The sequence below is a fragment of the Streptomyces sp. Qhu_M48 genome (assembly GCF_051305195.1).
GTDB lineage: Bacteria > Actinomycetota > Actinomycetes > Streptomycetales > Streptomycetaceae > Streptomyces.
Genome location: NZ_CP195432.1, coordinates 6,779,975 through 6,805,615, shown reverse-complemented (window position 1 = coordinate 6,805,615; position 25,641 = coordinate 6,779,975). Strand labels below are relative to the sequence as shown.

Annotated in this window: 20 protein-coding genes and 1 pseudogene; 18 read left to right on the top strand and 3 right to left on the bottom strand. The window is 72.3% G+C overall.

Annotated features, from left to right (window positions below):
- The first annotated feature begins 30 nt into the window (after positions 1-30).
- The 8 genes from ACRRSS_RS30385 (at position 31) to rfbH (ending at position 9,364) form a co-directional block, all read left to right on the top strand.
- Positions 31-516 (top strand): flavin reductase family protein, encoded by a 486-nt coding sequence (locus ACRRSS_RS30385; protein WP_435974242.1) that lies wholly within the window; start codon positions 31-33, stop codon positions 514-516.
- 126 nt (positions 517-642) lie between these two features.
- Positions 643-1,473, top strand: a complete 831-nt coding sequence (locus ACRRSS_RS30380; RefSeq protein ID WP_435974241.1) for an NAD(P)H-binding protein — start codon at positions 643-645, stop codon at positions 1,471-1,473.
- A gap of 153 nt (positions 1,474-1,626) precedes the next feature.
- Positions 1,627-3,147: an FAD-dependent monooxygenase gene (locus tag ACRRSS_RS30375; RefSeq protein WP_435974240.1), complete on the top strand. Its 1,521-nt coding sequence runs from the start codon at positions 1,627-1,629 to the stop codon at positions 3,145-3,147.
- A gap of 179 nt (positions 3,148-3,326) precedes the next feature.
- A complete protein-coding gene (locus tag ACRRSS_RS30370; protein ID WP_435974239.1) occupies positions 3,327-4,715 on the top strand; it encodes an FAD-binding oxidoreductase in 1,389 nt (462 codons plus the stop codon).
- Positions 4,716-4,859: 144 nt separating this feature from the next.
- Positions 4,860-6,026, top strand: a complete 1,167-nt coding sequence (locus ACRRSS_RS30365) for an acyltransferase family protein (protein WP_435974238.1) — start codon at positions 4,860-4,862, stop codon at positions 6,024-6,026.
- On the top strand, positions 6,023-7,006 hold the full coding sequence (gene rfbB / locus ACRRSS_RS30360) for a dTDP-glucose 4,6-dehydratase (protein ID WP_435974237.1): 984 nt from the start codon (positions 6,023-6,025) through the stop codon (positions 7,004-7,006). Before ACRRSS_RS30365 ends, rfbB begins: the two co-directional genes overlap by 4 nt.
- Complete coding sequence (locus ACRRSS_RS30355) at positions 6,996-8,063, top strand: NAD-dependent epimerase/dehydratase family protein (protein ID WP_435974236.1); 1,068 nt, start codon at positions 6,996-6,998, stop codon at positions 8,061-8,063. Before rfbB ends, ACRRSS_RS30355 begins: the two co-directional genes overlap by 11 nt.
- Positions 8,060-9,364, top strand: coding sequence for a lipopolysaccharide biosynthesis protein RfbH (rfbH, locus tag ACRRSS_RS30350; RefSeq protein ID WP_435974235.1), 1,305 nt, complete (start codon positions 8,060-8,062; stop codon positions 9,362-9,364). Before ACRRSS_RS30355 ends, rfbH begins: the two co-directional genes overlap by 4 nt.
- 75 nt (positions 9,365-9,439) lie before the next feature.
- On the opposite strand, the pseudogene ACRRSS_RS30345 reads toward rfbH, so the two are convergent.
- Positions 9,440-9,583: pseudogene (locus ACRRSS_RS30345) on the bottom strand (helix-turn-helix domain-containing protein); the annotation flags it as partial.
- A 2-nt stretch (positions 9,584-9,585) separates the two neighbouring features.
- Positions 9,586-9,762, bottom strand: coding sequence for a hypothetical protein (locus tag ACRRSS_RS30340; RefSeq protein ID WP_435974234.1), 177 nt, complete (start codon positions 9,760-9,762; stop codon positions 9,586-9,588).
- Between the two features lie 322 nt (positions 9,763-10,084).
- Between ACRRSS_RS30340 and ACRRSS_RS30335 the strand changes: the two genes are divergently transcribed.
- The 4 genes from ACRRSS_RS30335 (at position 10,085) to ACRRSS_RS30320 (ending at position 17,040) form a co-directional block, all read left to right on the top strand.
- Positions 10,085-12,733: a BTAD domain-containing putative transcriptional regulator gene (locus tag ACRRSS_RS30335; protein WP_435974233.1), complete on the top strand. Its 2,649-nt coding sequence runs from the start codon at positions 10,085-10,087 to the stop codon at positions 12,731-12,733.
- 91 nt (positions 12,734-12,824) lie between these two features.
- A complete protein-coding gene (locus tag ACRRSS_RS30330; RefSeq protein WP_435974232.1) occupies positions 12,825-13,580 on the top strand; it encodes a DUF4232 domain-containing protein in 756 nt (251 codons plus the stop codon).
- A gap of 515 nt (positions 13,581-14,095) precedes the next feature.
- Complete coding sequence (locus ACRRSS_RS30325) at positions 14,096-15,670, top strand: S8 family peptidase (protein WP_435974231.1); 1,575 nt, start codon at positions 14,096-14,098, stop codon at positions 15,668-15,670.
- Positions 15,671-15,951: 281 nt separating this feature from the next.
- Positions 15,952-17,040, top strand: a complete 1,089-nt coding sequence (locus ACRRSS_RS30320) for a DUF4190 domain-containing protein (RefSeq protein WP_435974230.1) — start codon at positions 15,952-15,954, stop codon at positions 17,038-17,040.
- A 193-nt stretch (positions 17,041-17,233) separates the two neighbouring features.
- On the opposite strand, the gene ACRRSS_RS30315 is transcribed toward ACRRSS_RS30320, so the two are convergent.
- On the bottom strand, positions 17,234-18,565 hold the full coding sequence (locus tag ACRRSS_RS30315; protein ID WP_435974229.1) for a glycoside hydrolase family 18 protein: 1,332 nt from the start codon (positions 18,563-18,565) through the stop codon (positions 17,234-17,236).
- A 237-nt stretch (positions 18,566-18,802) separates the two neighbouring features.
- Between ACRRSS_RS30315 and ACRRSS_RS30310 the strand changes: the two genes are divergently transcribed.
- The 6 genes from ACRRSS_RS30310 to ACRRSS_RS30285 all read left to right on the top strand — a co-directional run bounded on the left by ACRRSS_RS30310 (position 18,803) and on the right by ACRRSS_RS30285 (position 25,624).
- Positions 18,803-19,555, top strand: coding sequence for a GntR family transcriptional regulator (locus tag ACRRSS_RS30310; protein WP_351899439.1), 753 nt, complete (start codon positions 18,803-18,805; stop codon positions 19,553-19,555).
- Between the two features lie 192 nt (positions 19,556-19,747).
- Complete coding sequence (locus ACRRSS_RS30305) at positions 19,748-21,517, top strand: purine-cytosine permease family protein (protein WP_435974228.1); 1,770 nt, start codon at positions 19,748-19,750, stop codon at positions 21,515-21,517.
- 156 nt (positions 21,518-21,673) lie between these two features.
- Positions 21,674-21,853 (top strand): SPOR domain-containing protein, encoded by a 180-nt coding sequence (locus ACRRSS_RS30300; RefSeq protein WP_435974227.1) that lies wholly within the window; start codon positions 21,674-21,676, stop codon positions 21,851-21,853.
- 40 nt (positions 21,854-21,893) lie between these two features.
- Positions 21,894-22,346, top strand: a complete 453-nt coding sequence (locus ACRRSS_RS30295) for a (deoxy)nucleoside triphosphate pyrophosphohydrolase (RefSeq protein WP_435974226.1) — start codon at positions 21,894-21,896, stop codon at positions 22,344-22,346.
- A 143-nt stretch (positions 22,347-22,489) separates the two neighbouring features.
- On the top strand, positions 22,490-22,912 hold the full coding sequence (locus ACRRSS_RS30290; protein WP_435974225.1) for an ATP-binding protein: 423 nt from the start codon (positions 22,490-22,492) through the stop codon (positions 22,910-22,912).
- Between the two features lie 144 nt (positions 22,913-23,056).
- Positions 23,057-25,624 (top strand): SpoIIE family protein phosphatase, encoded by a 2,568-nt coding sequence (locus ACRRSS_RS30285; RefSeq protein WP_435974224.1) that lies wholly within the window; start codon positions 23,057-23,059, stop codon positions 25,622-25,624.
- Positions 25,625-25,641 lie beyond the last annotated feature (17 nt).

Below are 25,641 nucleotides of genomic sequence, written 5' to 3'. Positions count from 1 at the left end.
CCCCGGAGAGAGCAGGGGGCGCGAACAGTGTTGACCCAGCGCGGTTTCCGCGACGTCCTGGGGCGTTTCGGCACCGGAGTGGTGCTGGTGACGGCGGAGTCGGACGGCGGTCCGGTCGGCATGGCGGTGAACTCCTTCACCTCCGTGTCGCTGGAGCCGCCCCTGATCGCCTTCTGCGCCGCGCTGACCTCGACCACGTGGCCGACGGTCCGAGCCGCGGGCGGCTTCGCCGTCACGATCCTCAGCGACGCGCAGGAGGAGGTCTGCCGGACCTTCGCGACACGCGGCACGGACCGCTTCGGCGGCGGGGAGTGGGCCAGGACCGCCGCCGGGCACCCGGTGGCGGCGGGCGGACTCGGCTGGCTGGACTGCCGGATCAGGACGGTCCAGGTCGCGGGGGACCACGAACTGGTCGTCGCCGAAGCGGTGGACTGGTCCCTCGGGCCCGACGCACGGCCGTTGATCTTCCACTCCGGCCGCTTCGCCGGCCTGGCGGAGCGATCACGTGCGGAGTGACGCGGCCGGGCGCCACCGCGATGCCGCGGCCGGGCGCCATCGGAGCCACGCGGCCGGGCGCCACCCGAACAACGCGACTGAGAACCACCCGGAATTGCCCGAGCTGTGGAGGGGCCTGTGTTTTTGGTGACCGGAGCGACCGGGAACGTCGGTCGTCATGTCGTCGGTCGACTGCTCGCCGCCGGAGCGGCCGTACGCGCGCTGACCCGTCGTCCCGAGGAGGCCCGCCTGCCGGCGGCGGCCGAGGTGGTGGGGGGCGACCTCACCCGGCCGGAGACGGTGGAGCCCGCGCTGAAGGGCGTGTCCGCGCTGTTCCTCTTCCCCTCGCCGGGTACGGCGGGGCCGGTCCTGCGGGCCGCGCGGGAGCACGGGGTGCGCCGGGTCGTCCTGCTCTCCTCGTCGGCCGTCGAGTACAGCGGCGAGCACGCCGACAACGAGATCGTGGCCTTCCACAAGGAGGTCGAGCGCGAGGTCGAGGCGTCCGGCCTCGACTGGACCTTCGTCCGGCCCGGCGCGTTCGCCGTCAACACCCTGCAGTGGGCGCCGCAGATCAGCGCGGGCGACGTGGTGCGCGGCCCCTTCGCGGGGGCCGAGATGGCGCTCGTCCACGAGCGGGACATCGCGGACGTCGCCGCCCGCGCGCTCCTCACGGACGGGCACGTGGGCGCGAAGTACGTGCTGACCGGGCCGGAGTCGCTCACCCAGGCCGAGCAGGTCCGGCGGATCGGCCTGGCCCTCGGACGGCCGGTGCGGTACGAGGAGTCGGCACCGGAGGTCGCGCGCGAGCAGATGATCAGGAACAACGTCCCGGCCGCCTTCGTGGACATGCTCCTCACCTTCCAGGCCGGGCTCGTCGGCGTCCCGGCGGAGGTCACGCGGACCGTCGAGGAGGTCACCGGCAGCCCCGCCCGCACCTTCGACCAGTGGGCCGCCGAGCACGCGGCCGACTTCCGGTAGCGGCGTCCGGGAGCCACCGGCGGTCGGTGGCTCCCGCCCCCCCCGAACGGTCGCCGTGGAGATCCTCGGCGCCCGGCCCGGCTCCGGCCGGCCCACCACCCGTGAACGAACCGCCCGCGCGCAGGCCCGAGGCGGCAGGAGAGAGGTGTCCTCATGGCAGATGTGATCATCGCCGGCGGTGGCCCGACCGGGCTGATGCTCGCCTGCGAGCTGCGGCTCGCCGGAGTGGACGTGCTGGTGCTCGAACGGCTCGCGCGGCGGACCGGTGAGTCGCGGGCCGGCGGCCTCCACGCCCGGAGCGTGGAGCTCCTCGACCAGCGCGGGATCGTGGACCGGTTCCTCGCGGAGGGCAGCGCGCAACCGCTCGCCCACTTCGCCTTCATGCACCTGGACATCGAGGGCTTCCCGACGCGGCACCCGTACGCGGTCGCCATCCACCAGTCCCGGATCGAGCAGCTCCTGGAGGACCGCGCGATCGAGCTGGGCGTGCGGCTGAGGCGGCCCGCCGAGGTGATCGGTCTGCACCAGGACGGCACCGGGGTCGAGGTGGAGATCGCCGGGGAGGAGGGGACCGAGCGGCTGCGGGCCGACTACCTGGTGGGCTGTGACGGCGGCCGGAGCACCGTACGCAAGCTGACCGGCATCGCCTTCCCCGGCACCGACGCCACGCTGACCGCGCAACTGGGCGACGTCGAGCTCACCGACCCGCCCGCCGAGGTCGTCTTCGGACCCGAGGGCCGACGGGACAACGGGTTCTACATGAACTTCAAGTCCGAGTACCCCGGCATGTTCCGGATCATCACCGTGGAGTTCGACAAGGTCACGGACCGGGACGAGCCGGTGACCCTGGAGACGCTCAGCGAGGCGTGCACCGACATCGCCGGCACCGACTGGGGCATGCACAGCCCCCGCCGGCTCGACCGGTTCAGCGACGCCTGCCGCCTGGTCGACCAGTTCCGCGTGGGACGGGTCCTGCTGGCCGGGGACGCCGCGCACGTCCACTTCCCCTCCAGCGGACAGGGACTGAACCTCGGTCTCCAGGACGCCGTCAACCTCGGCTGGAAGCTCGCCGCGGTCGTCCGCGGACAGGCCCCCGACACGCTGCTCGACAGCTACCACGACGAGCGGCACCTGCACACCACGCACATGCTCAACAACATCCGCGCGCAGACCTCCCTCTGGCGCGCGGGCCAGCACGCCGACGCGCTCCGCGAGGTGTTCCACGACCTCATCGAGTTCGAGGACGGCAACCGGTACCTGGGCGGAGTCATCAGCCAGCTCGACACCCGCTACCCGGTGGGCGACGGTCATCCGGCCCTCGGCCGCCGGATGACCGACCTCGACATCAAGTCGCCGACCGGACAGATACGCGTCTTCGAGCTGCTGCACGGCGCGCGACCCGTGCTGCTCGACTACACCGGCCGGTCCGAGCTGCGTACCGCCGTCGAAGGCTGGGCGGACCGGGTGGACCTCGTCGAGGCGGAGCCCCAGGACGACCACTGGGCGTTCCCGGTGCTCGGCGAGGTCCCGGCTCCCGCGGCGGCCCTGATCCGCCCCGACGGCCATGTCGCCTGGGTCGCGTCCACCGGCCCCGCCGACCCGGACCTGCCGGAGACCGACACCGAGGCCCTCGTCGCGGCGCTCACCCGGTGGTTCGGACCCGCCCGCGGATAACACCGGATGAATTCCGGCGGAGCCCACCGCGAACGTGATTCGGCGAGAAACCGGATGACTGGCCGAATGTGAGCGGTAGTTCCGTCGTGTGTTTGACAGAAAAAATGCCCGGATGGCAGGGTGCGAACTCTTCGATATCGGGCTGAATTCACTGAAGAACCATATGAAGGAGTCACTCTGTGACAGCGCCTCTCGGCCGCACCCCCCTGTCGATCGGGGAACTCACCGACGAGCGGTACGGGCAGGTCATCGCGCCCGGCGATGCCGAGTACGAGGCGGCGCGCACCGTCTACGTGGGCGACGTCGACCGCAGGCCCGCCGTCATCCTGCGGCCCCGCGACGCCGAGCAGGTGGCACGCGTCGTGGCGCTGGCGCGGGAGACCGGGCTCGAACTGGCCGTCCGCAGCGGCGGTCACAGCGGAGCCGGGCACGGGGTCTGCGAGGGCGGCATCGTCCTGGACCTGGCCCATATGCGCGCCCTGGAGATCGACGTGGCGGCCCGTACGGCCTGGGCCGAGACCGGCATCTCCGCCGGTGAGTACACCGAGGCCGCCGCGGCGCACGGGCTCGCGACCGGGTTCGGCGACAGCACCATGGTCGGGGTCGGCGGCATCACCCTGGGCGGCGGCATCGGGTTCCTGTCCCGCAAGCACGGCATGACCATCGACGACCTGCTGGCGGCGGAGATCGTCACCGCTGACGGCGAACTCCTGACGGTGGACGAGCACCACCACCCCGACCTGTTCTGGGCCGTCCGCGGCGGCGGCGGGAACTTCGGGGTCGCGACCCGCTTCAAGTTCAGGCTGCACGAGCTCGACGGCGTGTACGGCGGAATCATGGTCCTCCCGGTGACCCCCGAGATCCTGGAGGCCTTCGTCGCCGAGGCCGAGGCCGCCCCCGAGGAGCTCTCCGTCATCGTGAACGTGTGGACGGCGCCCCCGTTCCCGTTCGTGCCCGCCGAGTACCACGGCAAGCCGATCATCCTCGCGGTGCTGTGCTACGCCGGTCCCGCCGAGACCGGCGAGAAGGTCGTCGACCGGTTCCGGGCGATCGCCCCGCCGCTGGCCGACATGGTGCGGGCCGTCCCCTACCCCGGGATCTTCGGTCCGGCGGACCCCTCGCAGCACCCCGTCTCCGCCGTGCGCAACATGTTCATCGACCGGGTCGACCGCGCCACCGCCGAGACCATCCTGGAGCGCGTCACCGCCTCCGGCGCGCAGGTCGCCGGGGCGCAGCTGCGGGTGCTCGGCGGGGCCATCGCGCGGGTCCCGTCCGACGCCACCGCCTTCGTCCACCGGCAGAGCCGGATCATGGCGCACCTGACCGCCGTCTACGCCGATCCGGCCGAGGCCGAGGTGCACGAGACCTGGGCCGAGGAGTTCATGGCCGCCATCCGGCAGTCCGACTCCGGCGCCTACGTCAACTTCGTGGCGCACGCGGGGCCGGAGGAGATCCGGGACGTCCTCTACCCCGGGGCCACCGGGGAGCGGCTCGCCCAGATCAAGGCGAAGTACGACCCGACCAACCTGTTCCGCTCGAATCACAACATCGCGCCCGCCGTGTCGTGAGAATCCGATCCGATTGACCTCCGGGGCGACACCCCGGGTGGTCGGTGAAAGGGACGCCGTATTCCGGCGTCCCTTTCTTGTTTTCCGTCAGCAGCCCACCCGCGACGCAGCCGGCCGCGGGCCGTACTCCTCCGAAGGAAAGCCATGACACAGGAAGCGGAAATACGCCAGCGGCCGGCGGCGCCCCGGGAGGGGGCGCCGCCGGCCAGGCTCGACTCGCTGACCGGGCTGCGTTTTTTCGCGGCGCTCGCGGTCTTCGTATGCCACTCGTCCTTCCTCCTCATAGGCTCCGCGAGCCTGGTCCTGCCCACCTTCACCGACCAGGAGCGCAACGCCGCCGTCCAGGCCGTCACCGGTCAGCTGGGCGGCCTCGGAGTGGGCTTCTTCTTCATCCTCAGCGGCTTCGTCCTCACCTGGTCCGCGCGCACCACCGACCGCACCGGCGCTTTCTACCGCCGCCGGTTCGTCAAGATCCTGCCGCTGTACTACGTGTCCGGCGCCGCCGCGACGGTGCTGCTGTGGGACCTGGGCGTCCGGTGGCAGGACCTGCTCGCCTACGCGACCTTCCTCCAGGTGTGGGTGCCGAACCCGGAGGTCTCCTTCAGCGTCCTGACGCCGGGCTGGTCCCTCGCCGTGGAGGCCGTGTTCTACCTGGTCTTCCCGCTCGTCATCGGGAGGTTCCGCCGCCTGGGCCGTCGCGCGGCCTGGACGGGCCTGGCCGTCTGCGTGGCCGTCGCCTTCCTCGTCCCGGTCCTCGCCTACGTCCTGCCCGCCGGAGCCGGTGAACTCGTCGGAGCGCCGGACCAGATGGGCTTCCAGACGTGGTTCGCGTACGTGCTCCCGCTCGGCCGGCTGTGTGACTTCTTCGCGGGCGTGTTCGCCGCGCTCCTGGTGACCTCCGGCCGCTTCCCCCGGGTGGGCATGGGATGGGCGCTGGCCTCGTTCGTGCCCTGCTACGTCGTGGCGAGCAACACCCCGTACCTCTTCGGCCAGCGGGCGCCCCTGCTGATCCCCTGCGTGCTGCTCATCGTCGCCGCCGCGCAGGGGGACGCCGCACGGCGCCCGACGTTCCTGTCCTCGCCCACGATGGTGCTGCTCGGGAACGTGTCGTTCGCCTTCTACCTCTGCCACCACCTGGTGCTCTACGCCTTCCACAGCAAGGTGCTCCACGGCCCGTTCGACTCGGTGGCGATGGTGGCCGTCTACGTCGTGTCGACCCTCGCCGTCTCCCTCGCCCTGGCCTGGCTGCTGCACCGGTACGTGGAGATGCCGATCGTCCGGCGCTTCAGCACGGCCAGGGAGCCCCGATGAGGATCCTGGTCACCGGAGCGGCCGGGTTCATCGGCTCCCACTTCGCCCGCACCCTGCTGGCCGACGGGTACGCCGGCTGGGAGGGCGCCCGGGTCACCGCCCTGGACAAGCTGACGTACGCGGGCGACCGGGCCAACCTGCCCGCCGCGCACGAGCGGCTGGAGTTCGTCCACGGCGACGTCTGCGACCGCGACCTGATGCGCGAACTGGTGCCGGGCCACGACGCCGTGGTCCACTTCGCGGCCGAGTCGCACGTCGACCGCTCCCTGGAGGGCGCCGACGCGTTCTTCCGTACCAACGTCCTGGGCACCCAGACCCTGCTGGACGCCGTACGCGAGAGCGGCGTGGAACGGGTCGTGCACGTCTCCACGGACGAGGTGTACGGCTCGATCGACAAGGGCTCCTGGACCGAGGAGTGGCCCCTGGCGCCCAACTCCCCGTACGCCGCCTCGAAGGCAGGATCGGACCTGGTCGCCCGGGCGTACTGGCGCACCCACGGCGTGGACCTGTCGATCACGCGCTGCTCCAACAACTACGGGCCCCACCAGCACCCCGAGAAGCTCATCCCGCTGTTCGTCACGAACCTGCTGGAGGGCCGCCGGGTCCCGCTGTACGGAGACGGGCGCAACGTCCGCGAGTGGCTGCACGTCGACGACCACTGCCGCGGCATCCACCTGGTCCTGGGCGGCGGGAAGCCCGGCGAGATCTACCACATCGGCGGCGGCGACGAGTTCACGAACCTCGCCCTCACCGAGAAGCTGCTCGCGCTGACCGGCGCGGGACCGGAGATGATCCGCCGGGTCCCGGACCGCAAGGGCCACGACCTGCGGTACTCGCTCGACGAGTCCAAGATCCGCGAGCAGCTCGGCTACACCCCGCTGACCGGATTCGACGAGGGTCTGGCCGCCACGGTCGCCTGGTACCGGGACAACCCCGACCGGTGGAAGGGCGTCACGGGGGAGGCGCGCCATGAGGCCTGACGCCCGCCCGGTGACCGGTCTCTCGGTCGTCGTCCTCGGCGGCACCGGCTTCCTGGGCCGCCACCTCGTCCGGGCCCTCGCCGCGGGCGGCGCCCGGGTCCATCCCGTGTCCCGCACCGGCGGGGACACGCGGGACCGCACGGCAGGCCGGCCCGGTCCGCCCGCGGCGACGCCGGAGGAGACCGTCCGCCTCGATCTGCTGGCGGCGACGCCCGGGGAGATCGCCGCTCTCCTCGACGCCACCGCCGCCGACGTGGTGGTCAACGCGGCCGGCCGGGCCTGGCGGGCCGACGAGGAGGAGATGGCCGCGGGCAACGCCGAACTGGTCGAGCGCCTCGTCGCGGTGCTCGCCGGGCGGTCCGGCCCGCCGGTCCGGCTGGTCCAGCTCGGCAGCGTCCACGAGTACGGGGCCGGCGCGCCGGACGCCGCCACCGGCGAGGACCACGCGCCGGACCCGGTCACCCCGTACGGACGTACCAAGCTCGCGGGCACCCGGGCCGTCCTGCGCGGCGCCGAGGAGCGGGGCGTCGACGGCGTGGTGCTCCGGCTCGCCAACGTCATCGGCGCCGGAGTGCCCGAGGGCAGCCTCTTCGGCCGGGTCGCGGCCCACCTCGGGACGGCCGCGCACGCCGTCGCGCGCGGCGGGAAGGCCGCCGAACTGCGGCTCCCGCCGCTGCGCGCGGCCCGCGACCTGGTGGACGCCGGTGACACCGTCGCCGCGGTGCTCGCCGCGGCCACGGCACCGGCGGCCGCCGTCTCGGGCCGTGTGATCAACATCGGCCGGGGCGAGGCGGTCCCGATGCGGGGCCTGATCCACCGCATGGTCTCGCTCAGCGGTGTCGAGGTCCCGGTCACCGAGGACGCCGAAGGCCCGCCCTCGCGCACCGACGTCGCCTCCCAGCGGCTGGACGTCGCCCGCGCCGGGCGACTCCTCGACTGGCGCCCGCGCCGGTCCCTCGACGACTCCCTGCGCGATGTGCTCGCGCCCGTACTGCCGCCGGGGCACCCGCTCGGCGCCACGCCCCACGCATCCGACATGGAAGAGGAATCACCGTGAGCGACCGCAAGGAACAGGTTCTCGAAGAGGTCCGCAAGTACCACCAGGAGGTCTCCCCGCAGCGGGAGTTCGTCCCCGGTACGACGGAGATCTGGCCGTCCGGCGCGGTGCTGGACGAGGCGGACCGGACCGCCCTGGTGGAGGCCGCGCTGGAGATGCGCATCGCCGCCGGGCGGAGCTCCCGGAAGTTCGAGTCGGCCTTCGCCCGCAAGCTCAAGCGCCGCAAGGCCCACCTCACCAACTCCGGCTCCTCGGCGAACCTGCTCGCCGTGTCGGCGCTCACCTCGCACGTCCTGGAGGACCGGCGGCTGAAGCCGGGCGACGAGGTGATCACCGTGGCGGCGGGCTTCCCGACCACGGTCAATCCGATCCTGCAGAACGGTCTCGTCCCGGTCTTCGTGGACGTCGACCTGACCACCTGCAACGCGACGGCCGACCGGGTGGCGGCGGCGATCGGCCCGAAGACGCGGGCGATCATCATCGCGCACGCGCTGGGCAACCCGTTCCCCGTCACGGAGATCGCCCAACTCGCGGAGGAACACGACCTGTTCCTGATCGAGGACAACTGCGACGCCGTCGGCTCGCTGTACGACGGGAAGCTCACCGGCACCTTCGGTGACATGACCACCGTCAGCTTCTATCCGGCCCACCACCTCACCATGGGGGAGGGCGGCTGCGTGCTGACGTCGAACCTGGGCCTCGCCCGGATCGTGGAGTCGCTGCGGGACTGGGGCCGGGACTGCTGGTGCGAGCCCGGCGAGAACGACAAGTGCCTCAAGCGCTTCCAGTACCAGATGGGCACCCTGCCCGCCGGGTACGACCACAAGTACATCTTCTCGCACGTCGGCTACAACCTGAAGGCGACCGACATCCAGGCGGCCCTGGGGCTGACGCAGCTGGCCAAGCTGGACGACTTCATCGACGCCAGGAAGCGCAACTGGCGGCGGCTGCGGGACGGCCTGGACGGTGTCCCGGGTCTTCTCCTCCCGGAGGCCACCCCCCGCTCCGACCCGAGCTGGTTCGGATTCGTGCTCACGGTGGACCCCGAGGCGGCGTACACCCGCGCCGAACTCGTCGCCTTCCTGGAGGACCGGAAGATCGGCACCCGCCGGCTGTTCGCCGGAAACCTGACCCGGCACCCGGCCTACATCGGCCGGCCGCACCGGGTCGTCGGCGAGCTGACGAACAGCGACATCATCACCGAGCACACCTTCTGGATCGGGGTGTACCCGGGGCTCACCGACGAGATGCTGGATTACGTCATCTCCTCGGTCAAGGAGTTCGTGGCCGCGCGCGGCTGAGCTTCCGGACATTCCGAATCGGAAACCGACACCGCGCACCGTGGTGATCCACCGGTTGCGGCCGAGTTTTCCGCGCAGGCTGCTGATGTGCGTGTCGACGGTCCGGCCGGGTTTCGCCCGCGGGTCGCTCCACACCTGGGTCATGATCTCTCGGCGCGAGAGAACACCGCCGGGCCGCGACGCGAGCAGACGGAGCAGATCGAATTCCTTTCTGGTCACCTCTACGCACCGGCCGTCGAGACGTATTTCCGGGTGCGCTGGTCGATGCGCGGCGAGCCCACCGTGATGACATCGGCGGGAAGGGAGGGCTGCGGTCGTACCCGGCGCGTCACGGCCTCGATCCGGGCCGTCAATTCGGCGAGGCCGCAGGGCTTGACCACGTAGTCGTCCGCCCCCACGCTTCCCCGTCCCGGTAGATCAGAAATGAATATTCAGGCCGTTGTTTCGCTGCGCAAACCTTCTGCACACGCCTGAACTTCGGTGCGGATGAATTATGGGCCGGTCGATCCTTTCCGGCCGTTCGGTGAGCCCCCGCCGAAAGCGGTGAAATGAACGGTATTTCTCGCCCGTGTCCCGGCGGACAGTCTTCCGCGCCTGTCGGTTGGCTCAGTTTCGGCCGAAATCACCGAGGCGGAGGCACGGGCCCGGCGCGGGCGGCCCCTCCACCCCACGTATCCTCGACAGCCGGGGAACGGGGGAAGGGAAGGCGGAGGTATACAGGTGGAGTTCCGGCTGCTGGGCTCCGTCGCGCTGGTGACGGAGGACGGGGACGTAGCCTTGGGGCCCGCCAAGCGGTCCAGCCTGCTCGTCATGCTCCTGCTGCGACCCAACGGCGCGGTGAACGTGGGCCAGTTGATCGACGCGCTGTGGGAGGAGGAACCGCCCACCCACGCCAAGACCGTGCTCCAGGGGCACGTCTCGCGGCTCCGGGCGCTCCTCGCCGAACACGGTGCGGAGGCCTACGGCGTCGAACTCGCCACCCAGGGCTCGGCCTATGTCCTGCGCATGCCGGAGTCGCTGGTCGACGCGCACCGCTTTGAAGAGCTCGTGACCCTCGCCGGCGTACAGCGCCACCCCGCCGACGCGGTACGGATGCTCCGCGAGGCACTCTCGTACTGGCAGGGCCCGGCCCTCACAGGAACCGTGCACAGCCGCCCCCTGGAGGCGGCGGCCGGCGGCCTGGAGGAGCTGCGGCTGGCCTCCGTGGAGGCGCTGGCGGAGGCGTACGGGAAACTCGGCGAGCACGGCAGGGCCGCCGCCGTCCTGCGCACCGAGGCCGTCGCGCATCCGCTGCGGGAATCCCTCGCGGCCGCGCTGATGCTGGCGCTCGGCCGCTCCGGACGCCAGTCCGACGCGATCGACTGGTACCACCGCACCCGGCGGCTGCTCGCCGAGGAGCTGGGCGTCGACCCGGGCGAGGCGCTCAGCGAGGCGTACGCGACACTGCTCCGCTCCGGCGGACCCGTCTCCCCGCCCCGCCCCGCCGCACCGGCGGCCGACGTCCCGGCGCCGGAAGGGCTGCCCCGGGCCCCGCGCGGCTTCACCGGGCGCGGCGCCGAACTGGCCGCGCTCGACCGGGCGGTCCGCCTCGGCGACGGACCCGTCTGCCTCGTCACCGGACCGGCCGGCGTCGGCAAGACCGCCTTCGCCGTGCACTGGGCGTACGAGCGCCGCACCGACTTCCCCGACGGGCGGCTCTTCGCCGACCTGCGCGGCTTCAGCGACACCCCGGCGCCCGAGACCGCCGCCGTCCTGCGCGAGTTCCTGCTCGCGCTCGGCGTACCGCCCCAGCGGATCCCGGAGGCCGTCGAGGCGCGGGGCGCGCTCTTCCGCTCCCTGACCGGGACCCGCAGACTGCTCGTCGTCCTCGACAACGCCCGCTCCTCCGAACAGGTCAGGCCCCTGCTGCCCGGCGGCGACCACTGCACCACCCTGGTCACCAGCCGCGACCGGCTCGGCGGCCTCGTCGCCTCCGACGCGGCCCGGCCGGTGCCGCTCGGGCTCCTCCCGCCCGCCGACTCGGCGGCCCTGCTCACCACCGTCCTCGGCGAGACGCGGGTCGCCGCCGAACCCGCCGCCGCCGCACGGCTCGCCGGACTCTGCGACGGACTCCCGCTCGCGCTGCGCGTGACGGCCGCCCGGCTGGCCGAACGCCCCCAGTGGACGCTCGACGCGATGGTCGGCGAACTCGCCGACGAGCAGGGCAGGCTGACGCTGCTCGACGTCGAGGACCGGGGCGTCTCCGCCGCGCTGCACCTCACCGTGCAGCAGCTGCCCGAGTCCGCGGCCCGGCTGTTCCGCGCGATCGGCCTGCACACCGGCTCCGACCTGGACCGGTTCGCGGCGGGCGCGCTCGCCGGGACGACCCCCACGCAGGCCTCCGCCGACCTGGACCGGCTCGCCGCCGCCCATCTGCTCACCGAGTCCGTCCCCGGCCGCTGGACGCCGCACGACCTGGTGCGCCTCTACGCCCGCCATCTCGCCCCGCAGGCCGATCCCGAGGGCCTGCACCGGCTCTTCGACCACTACCTCTACACGGGGCTCGCGGCCGACGCCGCGGCCGAGCCCGGCTCCCAGCCCTGCTACGCGCTGCCCGCCGACGCCCGGCGGCCCGCCTCGACGCGTGAGTTCGAGGACCGTACGGCGGCCCTCGACTGGTACGTGGCCGAACGCGCTGCCCTGGAGGGCGCCGTCACCACCGCGGCCGCCCTCGGCCTGCACGACCGGGCCTGGAGGCTCGCTCTGGTGCAGTGGCCCCTGATGCTCATGCGGATCGGGGACGGCTGGACGCCGCTCCTGGAGGCCGGGCTCGCCTCGGCCGAGCACGTCGGCGACCTCGACGCGCAGTCGCGCGCGAGGGCCCTGCTCGGCTGGATCCTGCACGAGGAGGGCCGGAACGCCGAGGCCCTCGTCCACCTGGAGAAGGCCCCCCGCCTCGCCGCCCGGGCGGGCGACACGATCAGCGAGGCGATCGCCTACGTCAACTACGCCGCCGTCCTGGACGCGACCGGGGAGCACGAGCGGGCCGGCCTGCTCATGGTCCACGCGGTCTCGCTCGCCGACCGGACGGGCCACCCCTCCACCCAGGCCCTGACCCTCCAGCACCTCGCGGGGCACTGCCTGAAGGCGGGGGACCACGAGGCGGCGCTCACGCACACCCTTCGCGCCGGGGAACTCGTCGCCCCCGACGCGGTGGTCGTGCACGCCCAGCTGCAGATCGTCCGGGGTGAGGCGCTGGCCGGCATCGGTCGCCTCGACGAGGCCGCCGACCAGCTGGAACGCGCGATCGTCGCCTCCGAGGCCGCCGGCTTCACCGAGGGTTCGGCGCGGGCGGCGGCAGGCCTTTCGCGCCTGTCAGCGGATCGTTAGCGGTACGCAAGCGGGACGGCAGCGCGGCACCGGAAGCTGGTCACAGCACGGATTGCGTGCATCGACCATCCGCGTTTACGGGGGAACCACCATGCGTCACCACCACCGCAAGACCACCGTCCTGGCCGCCGCCGCGGTCGCCGCCCTCTCGCTCGGCCTGACCGCCTGCGGCGGCGGTGACGGCGCCACCGGCGCGAAGGACGCGGGCAGCGCGAGCAGCGCGCCGCAGACCACCGGGGCCACCGCCGACGGCGCGCCCGCCACCGACGGCACCGCCGACCGGACCGCCGCCCAGAGCGGCTCGGGTTCCGGCTCCACCGGGGGCTCCACCGCCACCGGCGGCACCGCCACGAAGGGGTCCACGACCGGCACCACGGCCGGCGGCGGCACCGGCGGCGGTACGTCCTCCGCCAAGGCGCCCGCCTGCGCCCACGGCGACGTCAAGGTCACGGCGGCCAAGGCGGACGAGGTCCCGACCGAGCACATCGTCCTCACCGCCACCAACACCTCCGGCCGCGCCTGCACCCTGCTCGAGTACCCGTTGATCGCCTTCGGTCCGATCCAGACCGCCAAGGACGTCCCGGCCGTCGCGAAGAGCAAGCCGGCCGCCCCGATCGTCCTGAAGGCCGGCGCGCCCGCGTACGCCAACGTGCGGATCGCGCTCGGCGGCGTCGACGAGGACACCGAGGTCGTGAAGAGCTTCAACGTGAACCTCTTCGCAGCCGACGGCCCGGCCGAGGGCAGCGTCGTCGTCCAGGCGCCCGCGGGCGGCCTGGCCGTCGGCGAGGCCGCCGCGAAGACCGGCTACTGGACGTACGAACTCCGCAACGGCGCCGACGAGTTCTGATCCGGCCGACGCGGGGGCGGGGCGTGCCGTGACGGGCGCCCCCCCGGGTCCGTGGGGCCCCGGGTCCGTGACGGGCGCCCCCCCCGGGTCCGTAAGGGGGGCGAGGGGCGTGCGGCCGCTCCCCGAGGCGCACCTCCGGCGCGTACGGCACCGGCGGGAGCGCCTCCTCGTCACGGCGCCATGAATTTCGGCGTGACGCGAGTGACGGGAGGGAATCCGGCCCACCCGCGAACTCCGGGTCCCAGGGGCCACGACACGTCGGACAACACCAGGTGAGCGCGTCCGCGGGGGACTGAAACCGGCACCGGGGACACCTGCGGGCGGTCCCGTGGGGCAGCATGTCAGCCGTGTGGCACGGGTGTTGCGGGATGTCGGTAGCCCTTGTGAGATTCCTATGGATCAGTCAACCTTTCGCTCGGTAGCCGGATGTTCGAGACGGCGCGACCCTCGCGTCGTCTTGTCATGTCCCTGCCTTCCCCCACAGCAGCGCACCACCAATGAGGAGGACCCCTCACATGTCAGTGATGCGTGATTCGCGCCGCAGAATCGCCACCGCGTCGGCCATAGCCGTCGCCGCCCTCGCCCTCGGATCCCTCTCCGCCTTCCCGGCCGTCGCCTCACCGGTGGCCCCGGAGGGCGTCATCGAGAACGCCGGAGCCGAAGGCGCCATCGCGGGCAGCTACATCGTCACCCTGGAGGAGTCGGCGCAGGCCGAGACCGCCGAGGGCCGCGCGGTCGCCGCCGAGTACGGCGCGAAGATCAAGAAGACGTACACCTCCGCGCTCAACGGCTACAACGTCGAGCTCTCCGAGGCCCAGGCGAAGAAGCTCGCGGCCGACCCCGCGGTGAAGTCCGTGGCGCAGAACCGGGTCTTCACGATCAGCGCCACGCAGCCCTCCCCGCCGTCCTGGGGTCTGGACCGGATCGACCAGCGGGCCCTTCCGCTGAACCAGAGCTACACCTACCCGGACACCGCCGGCTCGGGCGTCACGGCGTACATCATCGACACCGGCGTGCGGATCTCCCACAGCGACTTCGGCGGTCGCGCCTTCAACGGCTTCGACGCCGTCGACAACGACAACGTCGCCCAGGACGGCAACGGCCACGGCACCCACGTCGCCGGCACCGTCGCGGGCACCGCCCACGGCGTCGCCAAGAAGGCCAAGATCGTCGGCGTCCGCGTGCTCGACAACAACGGCTCCGGCACCACGGCCGGCGTCGTCGCGGGCATCGACTGGGTGACCCGGAACGCCGTCAAGCCGGCCGTCGCCAACATGAGCCTCGGCGGAGGCGCCGACGCCACCCTCGACACGGCCGTCCGCAACTCGATCGCGTCCGGTGTCACGTACGCCGTCGCCGCCGGCAACAGCAACGCCAACGCCTCGGGCTACTCCCCGGCGCGCGTGACCGAGGCGCTCACGGTCGGCTCCACGACCAACACCGACGCCCGCTCCAGCTTCTCGAACTACGGCACCGTCCTGGACATCTTCGCCCCGGGCTCGAACATCACCTCGGCGTGGAACACCGGCGACTCCGCCACCAACACGATCTCCGGCACGTCGATGGCGGCCCCGCACGTCGCCGGCGCGGCCGCGCTGTACCTCGGGGACAACCCGACGGCCACCCCGGCCCAGGTGGGCACCGCGCTGGTGAACGCCGCCACGCCGAACGTGGTGACCAACCCGGGCACCGGCTCCCCGAACCGCCTGCTGTACGTCGGTGGCGGCGGCACCACCCCGCCGCCCGGCCCGAAGTTCGAGAACACGGCGGACTACGCCATCGCCGACAACGCGACCGTCGAGTCCCCGGTCACCGTCAGCGGTGTCACCGGCAACGCCCCGGCCACCCTCCAGGTGCCGGTGAACATCGTCCACACCTACATCGGTGACCTCCAGGTCCAGCTGATCGCCCCCGACGGCTCGGCGTACACGCTGAAGGCCTTCGGCACCGGCGGCAGCGCGGACAACATCAACACCACGTACACGGTGAACGCCTCCTCGGAGGTCGCCAACGGCGCGTGGAAGCTGCGGGTCACGGACAACGCGAACGCCGACACCGGGAAGATCGACTCCTGGGGTCTGCAGTTCTGATCCCGGCCGTGCGTGAGTGACGCCCGGATCACGGGGGGCGGTCGCCTTGAAGGCGACCGCCCCTTCCGGCGTGCCCGTCCCCGCCGGCACCGTCCCCCGCCCGTCCGGCGTCTCCACCGGCCACGTACGATGCGCGACCGATCGTTTGTTCGTGTATCCGCCCCGAAAGCAGGAGCACCGCACCCGTGGAGCCGACCCGGCCGACCCCGCCTCCTCCGCCCCCGCAAGGCGGTCCGCAGCAGGGGGGATGGCCCGCTCCGGGGCCGTACACCTCCCCGGGGATGCCGTACACGGCCGGCCCCTATGTCGGCCCCGCCGGCGGACCCGGCGGACCCGGTGCCGGCCCGTACGGGCAGCCCCGGCGTACCACCAACGGGCTCGCCATCGGCTCCCTCGTCTCCGGCATCGTCTGCTGTCTGCCACCCCTCGGCCTGGTCCTGGGAGTCGTCGCCCTCCCGCAGATCAGGAAGAGGGACCAGGCGGGCAAGGGCCTCGCCGTCGCGGGCATCGTCCTCTCCGCCCTCAGCTGTCTGCTGCTCGTGATCGGCCTCGCCACCGGGGGCATCGGATCGGTCTGGAGCGACTTCAAGGGCGGGATGGACGAGGCGGCCCGCTCGAAGTCGCCGTTCTCGCTGCGGACCGGGCAGTGCTTCATCGACGACGGCAAGCTGGAGGAGTACACGACGGACGTCACCGTCGTCGACTGCGAGCGCCCGCACGACGGCGAGGTGACCGGCGGCTTCAAGGTCACCGGCTTCGACACGTGGCCCGGCGAGGAGGCGATCGACAAGATCGCGGTGAAGCGCTGCGAGACGGTCAACGCCGCGTACGCGATGGACACCTGGGCCGTGCCGCAGGACGTCTGGGTGTACTACTACCTGCCCAGCAGCCAGAGCTGGCGCTACGGGGACCGGACCGTGACCTGCTCGTACGCCGGCGAGAAGAAGCCCTTCTCGGGCTCGGTGCGGGCCGACGCGACCACCCTGGACGCGGACCAGACCCGGCTCCTGAAGAACCTCAACCCGATCGAGGCCCTCGGCTACCAGGAGCCGGAGGAGGACCCGGACGAGGACTTCCCGGTCAACAGGGCCTGGGCGGGGAAGGTCGTGGCGGCGATCGACGCGGCCCGCGCAGGTCTCGGCCGGGCCTCCTGGTCCGGCGCGGCCGCGGCCCCGGTCGCGGAGCTCGGCAAGGAGCTCGACGCGGCCTCGAAGCAGTGGGCCAGGCTGGCGGCGGCGGCCGACGCGGACGCGTACTGGGAGGAGTACGACGCGTCCTGGGAGACCCTGCCGGAGGACCTCGGCGCGAAGGCGCGGACCGCGCTCGGCCTGACCGGCACACCGCCGGTGGACGTGGGCAGCCCGGTCTGAGCCCCGGACGGGCGGACGATCGAACGGGGCCGGGCCTCCCGAGGGAGACCCGGCCCCGTCGTGTGCGGACCGGAGCGGTGGACCGGGTGGCGGCGGCCCGTGACCGACCGCCGCCCCCGGCCCGCCGCGGGGCGGGAAGCCGGTCCGCGGTTCGGGGGCCCCGGCCGCCGCGCGGGCGGCCGGGGCGGGGGTGTCAGCGCCGGGACAGACCCCGGTCGATGGCGGTGATCAGCTCACCGTCCGGGGTGTCCCCGTCGAGGGACCAGACCATCGCGCCGCCGAGTCCGTTCCGCCGGACGTAGGAGGCCTTGGTGCGCAGCACGGTCGGGTCGTCGTAGGTCCACAGGGTGGTGCCGTCGAAGAGCCAGGCGTGGCCGTTCTTCTCGCCCCGGTGGAGCTTGTACGTCCCCGAGTCCGCCAGCGCCTTCAGGAACTTGTAGTCCTCCGAGCCTGCCGTCCAGGTCGCGGGAGCCGGTCCGGTGGCCGGCTGCCCGAGGCCGTCGCCGCCGCCGGTGACACCGGTCCAGCCTTGGCCGTAGAACGGCATGCCGACCACGAGCTTGTGGGCGGGGGCCCCGCGCCGCAGCCAGGCCTTGACGGTCTGGTCGACGCTGAAGTCGTTCCCGGCGAAGAGCGCGGACTGCTGGGCGGTCGTCTTCTCGCCGGAGACGTGGAAGTCGTAGCCCTGGAGGTTCACGAAGTCGAAGTCCCGCATGATCCTGGGGACCTCGAAGCCCGCGTCGATCTTGGCGGGCGCCGTGGGCACGTAGGCGCTGAGGTCGAAGTGCTTGCGCTTCTTCAGCGAGCGCCCGTAGCTGTCGAGCTGGGTGCGGAACTCCCTTACCAGCTTGGTGAAGTTGGGCTTGTCCTCGGGGCGGATGACGTTCCCGGGCGCGCCGTCCGAGCCGGGCCACTCCCAGTCCAGGTCGATCCCGTCGAAGATCCCGGCGGCCGCGCCGACGCCACCGCGGGCGCCGTCGACGGGCAGGTCGCCCTTGATGTACGTGTCGATGCAGGAGGCGACGAGGGTCTTGCGGCCGGCGTCGGTGCGCACCGCGTCGGAGAAGTGCGCGGAGCCGCTCCAGCCGCCCAGCGAGATCATGACCTTGAGGCCGGGGTTCGCGGCCTTCAGCTCGCGCAGCTCGTTGAAGTTCCCGGCCAGCCGCTGGTCGGCGGTGTCACCCACGCCGTCCACCGAGGTGGCGGCGTCGACGGGGCGCACGTAGTCGGCCCAGGGGTCGGAGCCGGGAGCGTTGCCCATGAGGCACTTGCCGTCCGAACCGACCACGCCGAAGGCGTAGTTGACGTGGCTGAGCTTGGCGGCGGTGCCGCTCGTCTCCAGGTCCTTGACCTGGAAGTTCCTTCCGTAGATGCCCCATTGGGTGAAGTAGCCGATCCGCTTCAGCTCGGGCTCGTGCCCGGAGGGCTGGTGCGCGTCGGCGGTGGGGGCCAGGGTGGCGAGGAGGCCGAGGGTGGCCGCGGCGGCCGCACCGAAGGTCAGCTTGGTCATGGCTCTGGGACGCATGGGCTCGTTCCTGTGCGAGGCGGGATGGAGCGTGCGGTGTGGAGCGTGCAGGCAGGAAGGTATTGGTCTGGACCAATGCGGGTCAAGGGGTTCGACGGCATCTACCCGGGGTGACCGCGGGTAGCAAGACCCCTGATCGTGGCGTCATCACTTCGGGTGAAACTTTGGCCCATGCTTGCGGATCGCGACCGAGGGTTGTCAGGCTGTAGCTGTAAGTCAACCTGAGGGGAGTGTCCAGTGACGTTCGGTGAGCAGCCCGCCTATCTGCGCGTGGCGAGCGATCTGCGGGAGAAGATCGCCAACGGCTCGCTTCCGCCGCATACCCGCCTCCCCTCGCAGGCACGCATCCGCGAGGAGTACGGGGTGTCGGACACCGTCGCGCTGGAGGCCCGCAAGGTACTCATGGCCGAGGGGCTCGTGGAAGGGCGCTCGGGCTCGGGCACCTACGTGCGTGAGCGCCCGGTGCCGCGCAGGATCGCCCGCTCCGGCTACCGCCCCGCGGCCGGCGCGAGCCCCTTCCGGCAGGAGCAGGCGGCCGAAGGGGCCCGCGGCACCTGGGAGTCGAGCAGCGAGCAGGAGCCGGTGAGCGGCGAGGTGGCCGAGCGGCTCGGCATCGAGCCGGGGGAGCGGGTCATGCGCACGCGGTACGTGTACCGGGACGGGGGCGAGCCCATGATGGTCGCCACCTCCTGGGAGCCGCTGGCCGTCACCGGCCGGACCCCGGTGATGCTGCCCGAGGAGGGGCCGCTGGGCGGCTGTGGTGTCGTCGAGCGCATGGCCGCCATCGACGTCGTCGTGGACAACGTGGTGGAGGAGGTCGGCGCCCGTCCCGGACTCGCCGAGGAACTCCTGGCGCTCGGCGGGGTGCCGGGGCACGTGGTGATGGTCGTGGAGCGCACGTACTACGCGTCGGGGCGGGCCGTCGAGACGGCGGACGTCGTGGTCCCCGCCGACCGCTACCGCCTCTCGTACCACCTGCCGGTGAGATGAGCCTCCGGCGGCGGGGCCGCGGCCGCCCCTGTGACCGGTCAGCGGGGACGGCCGTCCGGGCGGTGTGACCGCGAGTTAACGGGGCGTCAGCCCGCTTAACCGCGCGGCAACCGCGTGCCGCGGCCGTCCGTCACGCCCGGCTCCTACCTTCCTCGTCCGTACCCGCGAACCGGTCGGACGACAGGAACCCTCATGACGGACACGATGACCACCCCTGCCCCGGAGCCGGGCGGGGGCACCTCCCGGGCCCCCGAGGCACCGGGGGAGGCCGCGCCGCCTCCCGGCCCCCGCCGCAGCTACGCCAGACTGGCGGCGGACGAGAGCCGCGAGGACTACTCGCTGCGCTACGCCCCGCACTCCTTCCGCCGCTGGTCTCCCGCGACCGTGGCCGGCACCGCCCTCGGCGGCATCGCCTATCTCGCCGACTTCGCGATCGGCGCCTCGATCGTCTTCACCTACGGCTTCGGCAGCGGACTCGCCTCGATCCTCACCGCCGCCACCCTCATCTTCCTCACCGGCATCCCCATCGCCCGCGCCTGCGCCACGTACGGCCTGGACATGGACCTCATCACCCGCGGCGCCGGCTTCGGCTACTTCGGCTCCACGCTCACCTCGCTCATCTACGCCTCCTTCACCTTCATCTTCTTCGCCCTCGAAGGCTCGATCATGGCCCAGGCCATGCACCAGGCCGTCGGACTGCCGGTCGAGATCGGGTATCTGATCACGACGCTGATCGTCATCCCGATCGTCTTCCGCGGCATGGGCGCCCTGGCCAAGGTGCAGGCCTGGACGCAGCCGATCTGGCTCGTCGGCATGGTGCTGCCCTTCGTCGTCCTGGCCTTCGAGGCCCCCGACGCCTGGGGCGCCTTCGCCTCCTTCGGCGGCACGGAGGGCGCCGGCGCGGGCTTCTCGTGGATCGGCTTCGGCCTCGGCACGGGCGTCGCGCTCTCCCTGATCGCCCAGATCGGCGAACAGGCCGACTACCTGCGCTTCATGCCCGCCAGGACGGAGGCCACCAAGCGCCGCTGGAACCTCGCCGTCCTCGCCGCCGGACCCGGCTGGGTCGTCATCGGCGCGGCCAAGCAGCTCGGCGGAGCCTTCCTCGCCTTCGTCGCCCTGGAGGCCGTCGGCAAGACCCACGCCCTGGAGCCGATCGCCCCCCAGATCGAGGCGCTCAAGCCCTGGCTCGGGACGTTCGCCCTGCCCGCCGCCGCCCTCTTCGTCATCGTCTCCCAGGTCAAGATCAACGTCACCAACGCCTACAGCGGCTCGTTGTCCTGGTCGAACTTCTTCTCTCGCATCACCCACCGGCACCCCGGCCGCGTCTGGTACATCTTCCTCAACCTCGCCATCGCGCTGACGCTGATGGAGATGAACATGTTCGCGGCCCTGAACAAGCTGCTCGGGTTCTACTCCAACGTCGGCATCGCCTGGATCACGGCCGTCGCCGCCGACCTCGTCATCAACAAGCGGGCCGGCTGGAGCCCCCCGTACATCGAGTTCAAGCGCGCCTATCTGTACGCCGTGAACCCGGCGGGCTTCGGCGCCATGGTCATCGCCTCCGTCGTCTCGATCCTCGCCTTCTTCGGCCTCTTCGGTACGTACGCGCAGGCCTTCTCCACCTTCATCGCCGCCGGACTCGCCCTCGTCCTCTGTCCGCTGATCGCCTGGGCGACGAAGGGCCGCTACTACCTGGCCCGCCCGAACCTGGTGAACGGCCCGGCGGCGGGGGCCGTCGACGAGCGCGCGACCCACACCTGCGCGGAGTGCGAGACGGCCTACGAGCTGCCCGACATCGCCGACTGCCCGGTGCGGTCCGGCCCCGTCTGCTCCCTCTGCTGCTCGCTCGACGCCGAGTGCGGGGACGTCTGCCGCAAGGACCCCGCGGGTGCGGGCGGCCCGGTCCTGATGCCCGTGCCGACCGTTCCCCCCAAGGGTTCCGGGGAGGCACCGGGGGCGTGAGGGTTCGGCCTCCCTCCGTCGGTTCCCGGCCGATCCGTATCTCTTTGTGCAATTCCGTATCCGCTGTGTGAAGGTCAGGCGTAAGCTCCGGCATATGCGGATTGCGGTTTCCCGGAGATCCTTGACGGCGTCCGGACCGGTGGAGGGAGAAGCCTGATGACCGAGAGCGGCCCCGTCCTCGCCTGGCTCGTCATTCGGCAGGACGACAACGGCAACCGCTACCGGGTGGGGCGGTACGCGACCAAGGACGAAGCGCAGAAGATCGCCGACAGTCTCGACGACCGCGGCCACAAGCAGCTCTACTGGGTCGAACCGATCGGCAGCCCCGCCCTCTGAGGCCGGCGGACGCCCGCCGGGCCGGGCTACGCTCGCGCCCATGACCGAACGCGCCACCGATCCCGCCGCACCCCTCGAACCCACCGTGGTCGTCGTCGCGGGAGCCCTGTACGACCGGGGACGGCTCCTCGCCGCGCGCCGCAGCGCCCCCGTCGAGCTCGCCGGCCGCTGGGAACTGCCCGGCGGCAAGCTCGAACCGGGCGAGAGTCCCGAGGCGGCCCTCGTGCGAGAGCTGCGGGAGGAGCTCGGCGTCGAGGTCGAACCGGGCGAGCGCATCCCCGGCGAGTGGCCGCTGAAGCCCGGATACGTCCTCAGGGTGTGGACCGCGCGCCTGCTCTCCGGCGAACCGCGTCCCCTGGAGGACCACGACGCCCTGCGCTGGCTCTCGCGCTCCGAGCTGGACTCGGTCGACTGGCTCGACCAGGACCGCCCCGCCGTCGCCGAGGCCGCCCTGAGACTCCCGGGGGCGCCCGGCACCGGAGCACACGGCTGACTTTCTACGCCGTTCGTGCCACCGTGCGCCCGCTGCTGCGCCCAGCGCGATATCCCGCCCCGAATATCGGGTATGTCCTGATTGACCCGTTGAAAGAGGACGTGGGCCTTCCTGCTGACGCACGGCTGGGGAAGTGATCGGGTGTGATCGACACCGACGGCGACCGCGCCGAGTGGTACTTCCCCGCGGAAGCGAACGCCGTGCGCACGGCCCGGCACGCCGTGCGCGAGACCCTGAGGGCCTGGGAGCTCGACTCGACCCTCGGCGATGTGACCGTCCTGCTGGTCAGCGAACTGGTGACCAACTCCCTGCGGTACGCCTCCGGACCGATCGGAGTCCGGCTGGTCCGCCCCCGACTCGACGGCGGTGACCCGAACCACCCGCCCGCGCTGCTCGTGGAAGTTTCCGATCCGCTTCCGGATCCGCCCACCGAACGCGCCCCCGGACCCGAGGACGAGGGGGGCCGCGGGCTCGGTCTGGTGGCCTGCTCCGCCCGCCGCTGGGGAACCCGTAAGGGAAGGTCCGGCAAAACCGTATGGTTCGAGCTGGCTCTCCCTGGTGAGTAAACAGGGAGGGACAACGATCACCGGTACCCGGGGCGAGACGACCGAGACCACCCTGTGATCGTGAACGTCGTGCCGTCGGGGCCTGCCGCATTGAATACTGCGGGCATGGCCGGTCCGGTGCGGTGAGCTGGAGGGGACGGTCGCGTGAGCGAGATACCTGAGACGGCGAGTGGCGGCGTCGTGTGGCAGAGCAGCCCGCCCGGCTCGATCTATGACTACATCCGGGTGGCCTCCTTCTCGATCGGGCCCGACGGCCTCGTCGAGCAGTGGAGCCGACGGGCCGTGGACCTCTTCGGGGTCACCGCCGAGGAGGCCAGGGGCAAGGACCCCGTCGAGGCCTTCATGCCTGCCGACCTGCGGGAGCGCGGCCATCGACGGGTCAGGGAGATCCTCGACGGCAAGGAGTGGACAGGTCTCGTCCCCTTCCGGATCCCGGGCGAGGAGCGGCCCCACGGCATCGCCGAGATGTACGTCATGCCGAGCGAGACCCAGTCCGGGGAACGGGCCGCGCTGTGCATCGTCGTCGACGTCCGCGCCCTGCGCCGCATCGAGACCGACCTCGCCGCCTCCCAGGCCATATTCGGCCAATCCCCCTTCGGCTTCCTCCTCTTCGGCACCGACCTGACCGTGAAGCGGGCCAACCGGCGCTTCGCCACCGTCTTCGGCGGCTCCGCCGACGACCACCGCGGCCGGACCGTCCACGACTACCTCAACCGGTCCGAGGCCGACCGGATGACCGCCGCCCTCCGGAGCGTCCTGGAGACCGGGGAGTCCGTCACCGACTTCGAGATCGTCGGCGCCGCCCCCGGCGCCCGGGACCGCCGCCACTGGTCCATCAACCTCTACCGGGTGCACAGCGGCTCCGGCCGACCGATCGGCGTCGCGGGCCTCGGCATCGACGTCACCCGCCGCCACAACGCGGCCAGGGAGGCGGCCAGCGCCCGCCGCAACCTCGCCCTCCTCAACGAGGCAGGCGCCCGCATCGGCAACTCCCTCGACCTGGAGGCCACCGCGCGCGAGCTGCTCGCCGTCGCCGTCCCCGGCTTCTGCGACCTCGCCTCCGTCGACCTCTACCAGGCCCTGCTCACCGGCGACGAGGCCCCGCCCGGCCGGTGGGGCGGCTCCCACGACGTCGGCTACGGCGGCAGCGCCGAACTCCGCCGGGTCGCCGTCGCCAGCGCCGTCTCCGACACCCCCCTCAGAGCCGGCGAGGGCCGTGAACCGGGCGGCGACTGTTGCGGACCCGAACCGATCGAGGTCGGAGCCGTCCACCGCTACCCCTTCAACTCGCCGTCCGCCGGAGCCCTGCGCACCGGCCGTCTGCGGACCGTGCCGGGCGTCGACGGCGACCTCGTCCAGTCCACCCTGGTCGTCCCGATGGTCGCCCACGACATCGTCGTCGGCCTCGCCCAGTTCTCCCGCACCAAGGGCAGCGAGCCCTTCGGCGAGCGCGACCGGGCCCTCGCCGTCGAACTCGCCGCCCGCGCCGCCGTCTGCATCGACAACGCGCGCCTCTACCGCCGCGAGCACGAGCGGGCGCTGATCCTCCAGCGCAGCCTGCTCCCGCCCGGCGACCCGGAGGCGGCCGGCCTCGACATCGCCTGCCGCTACCTCCCCGGCACCGCCGCCACCGAGGTGGGCGGCGACTGGTTCGACGTCATCGAACTCCCCGGCCACCGCACCGCCCTCGTCATCGGGGACGTCATGGGCCGCGGCCTGCGCGCCGCCGTCGCCATGGGAGAACTGCGCACCGCCGTCCGCACCCTCGCCCAGCTCGACCTGGAGCCGGCCGAGGTCCTCTCCCACCTCGACGAGATCGCCCGCGGCCTCGGCGCCCCCATCGGCGCCCAGCAGTCCCGCGGCCACAAGTCCCGCGGCCCCGAACTCTCCGAGGTCTACCTCGCCACCTGCGTCTACGCCGTCTACGACCCGGTCACCCGCCGCTGCACCTTCGCCAACGCCGGGCACCTCCCGCCGGTGCTCGTCGAACCCGGCGAGGAGGCCCTGCTGCTCGACGTACCGCCCGGGATGCCGCTCGGAGTCGGTGGCGAGCCCTTCGAGGAGGTCGAGGTCGAACTCCCGGAAGGCGCCCTCCTCGCCCTCTACACCGACGGACTCGTCGAGTCCCGCGACCATCCCCTCGACGAGGGCCTGACCGCCTTCCGGCGGGCCCTCACCGACCCGGCCCGTCCCCTGGAGGACGTCTGCGACCGGGTCCTGAACAGCCTGGACACCGGGCACGGCGAGGACGACATCGCCCTCCTCATGGCCAGGATCCAGGGCCTGCCCAGCGAGGCGGTCGGCGACTGGCGGCTGCCCAGGGAGCCCCGCTCGGTCGGCCGGGCCCGGGAGCTGGCCCGCGCCCAGCTCAAGGCCTGGGACCTCGAACCGCTCGTCGACACCGTCGAACTCCTCGTCAGCGAACTCGTCACCAACGCGCTGCGCTACGGCGAGGGGGAGATCCGGCTGCGGCTGCTCCGCGACCGCACCCTCGTCTGCGAGGTCTGGGACGCGGGTCTGGTCCAGCCGAGGCGCCGCCGGGCCAAGGACACCGACGAGGGCGGTCGGGGCCTCCAGCTCGTCGGGCTGCTCAGCGCGTCCTGGGGATCGCGCCGCACCCCGCGCGGCAAGACCGTCTGGTTCGAACTGGCCCTGCCGGACGGCGAGGGGACGGCGGAACCCACGGTGGAACAGCTCCTGAGCATGTTCTGACCGGCGCCGACCCCACC

Bases quoted from the DNA above. Each gene is read 5' to 3' on its own strand.
- ACRRSS_RS30375 (WP_435974240.1), top strand. From the start codon at position 1,627: ATGGCAGATGTGATCATCGCCGGCGGTGGCCCGACCGGGCTGATGCTC.
- ACRRSS_RS30365 (WP_435974238.1), top strand. From the start codon at position 4,860: ATGACACAGGAAGCGGAAATACGCCAGCGGCCGGCGGCGCCCCGGGAG.
- rfbB (WP_435974237.1), top strand. From the start codon at position 6,023: ATGAGGATCCTGGTCACCGGAGCGGCCGGGTTCATCGGCTCCCACTTC.
- ACRRSS_RS30355 (WP_435974236.1), top strand. From the start codon at position 6,996: ATGAGGCCTGACGCCCGCCCGGTGACCGGTCTCTCGGTCGTCGTCCTC.
- ACRRSS_RS30330 (WP_435974232.1), top strand. From the start codon at position 12,825: ATGCGTCACCACCACCGCAAGACCACCGTCCTGGCCGCCGCCGCGGTC.
- ACRRSS_RS30325 (WP_435974231.1), top strand. From the start codon at position 14,096: ATGTCAGTGATGCGTGATTCGCGCCGCAGAATCGCCACCGCGTCGGCC.
- ACRRSS_RS30320 (WP_435974230.1), top strand. From the start codon at position 15,952: ATGCCGTACACGGCCGGCCCCTATGTCGGCCCCGCCGGCGGACCCGGC.
- ACRRSS_RS30315 (WP_435974229.1), bottom strand. From the start codon at position 18,565: ATGCGTCCCAGAGCCATGACCAAGCTGACCTTCGGTGCGGCCGCCGCG.
- ACRRSS_RS30305 (WP_435974228.1), top strand. From the start codon at position 19,748: ATGACGGACACGATGACCACCCCTGCCCCGGAGCCGGGCGGGGGCACC.
- ACRRSS_RS30300 (WP_435974227.1), top strand. From the start codon at position 21,674: ATGACCGAGAGCGGCCCCGTCCTCGCCTGGCTCGTCATTCGGCAGGAC.
- ACRRSS_RS30295 (WP_435974226.1), top strand. From the start codon at position 21,894: ATGACCGAACGCGCCACCGATCCCGCCGCACCCCTCGAACCCACCGTG.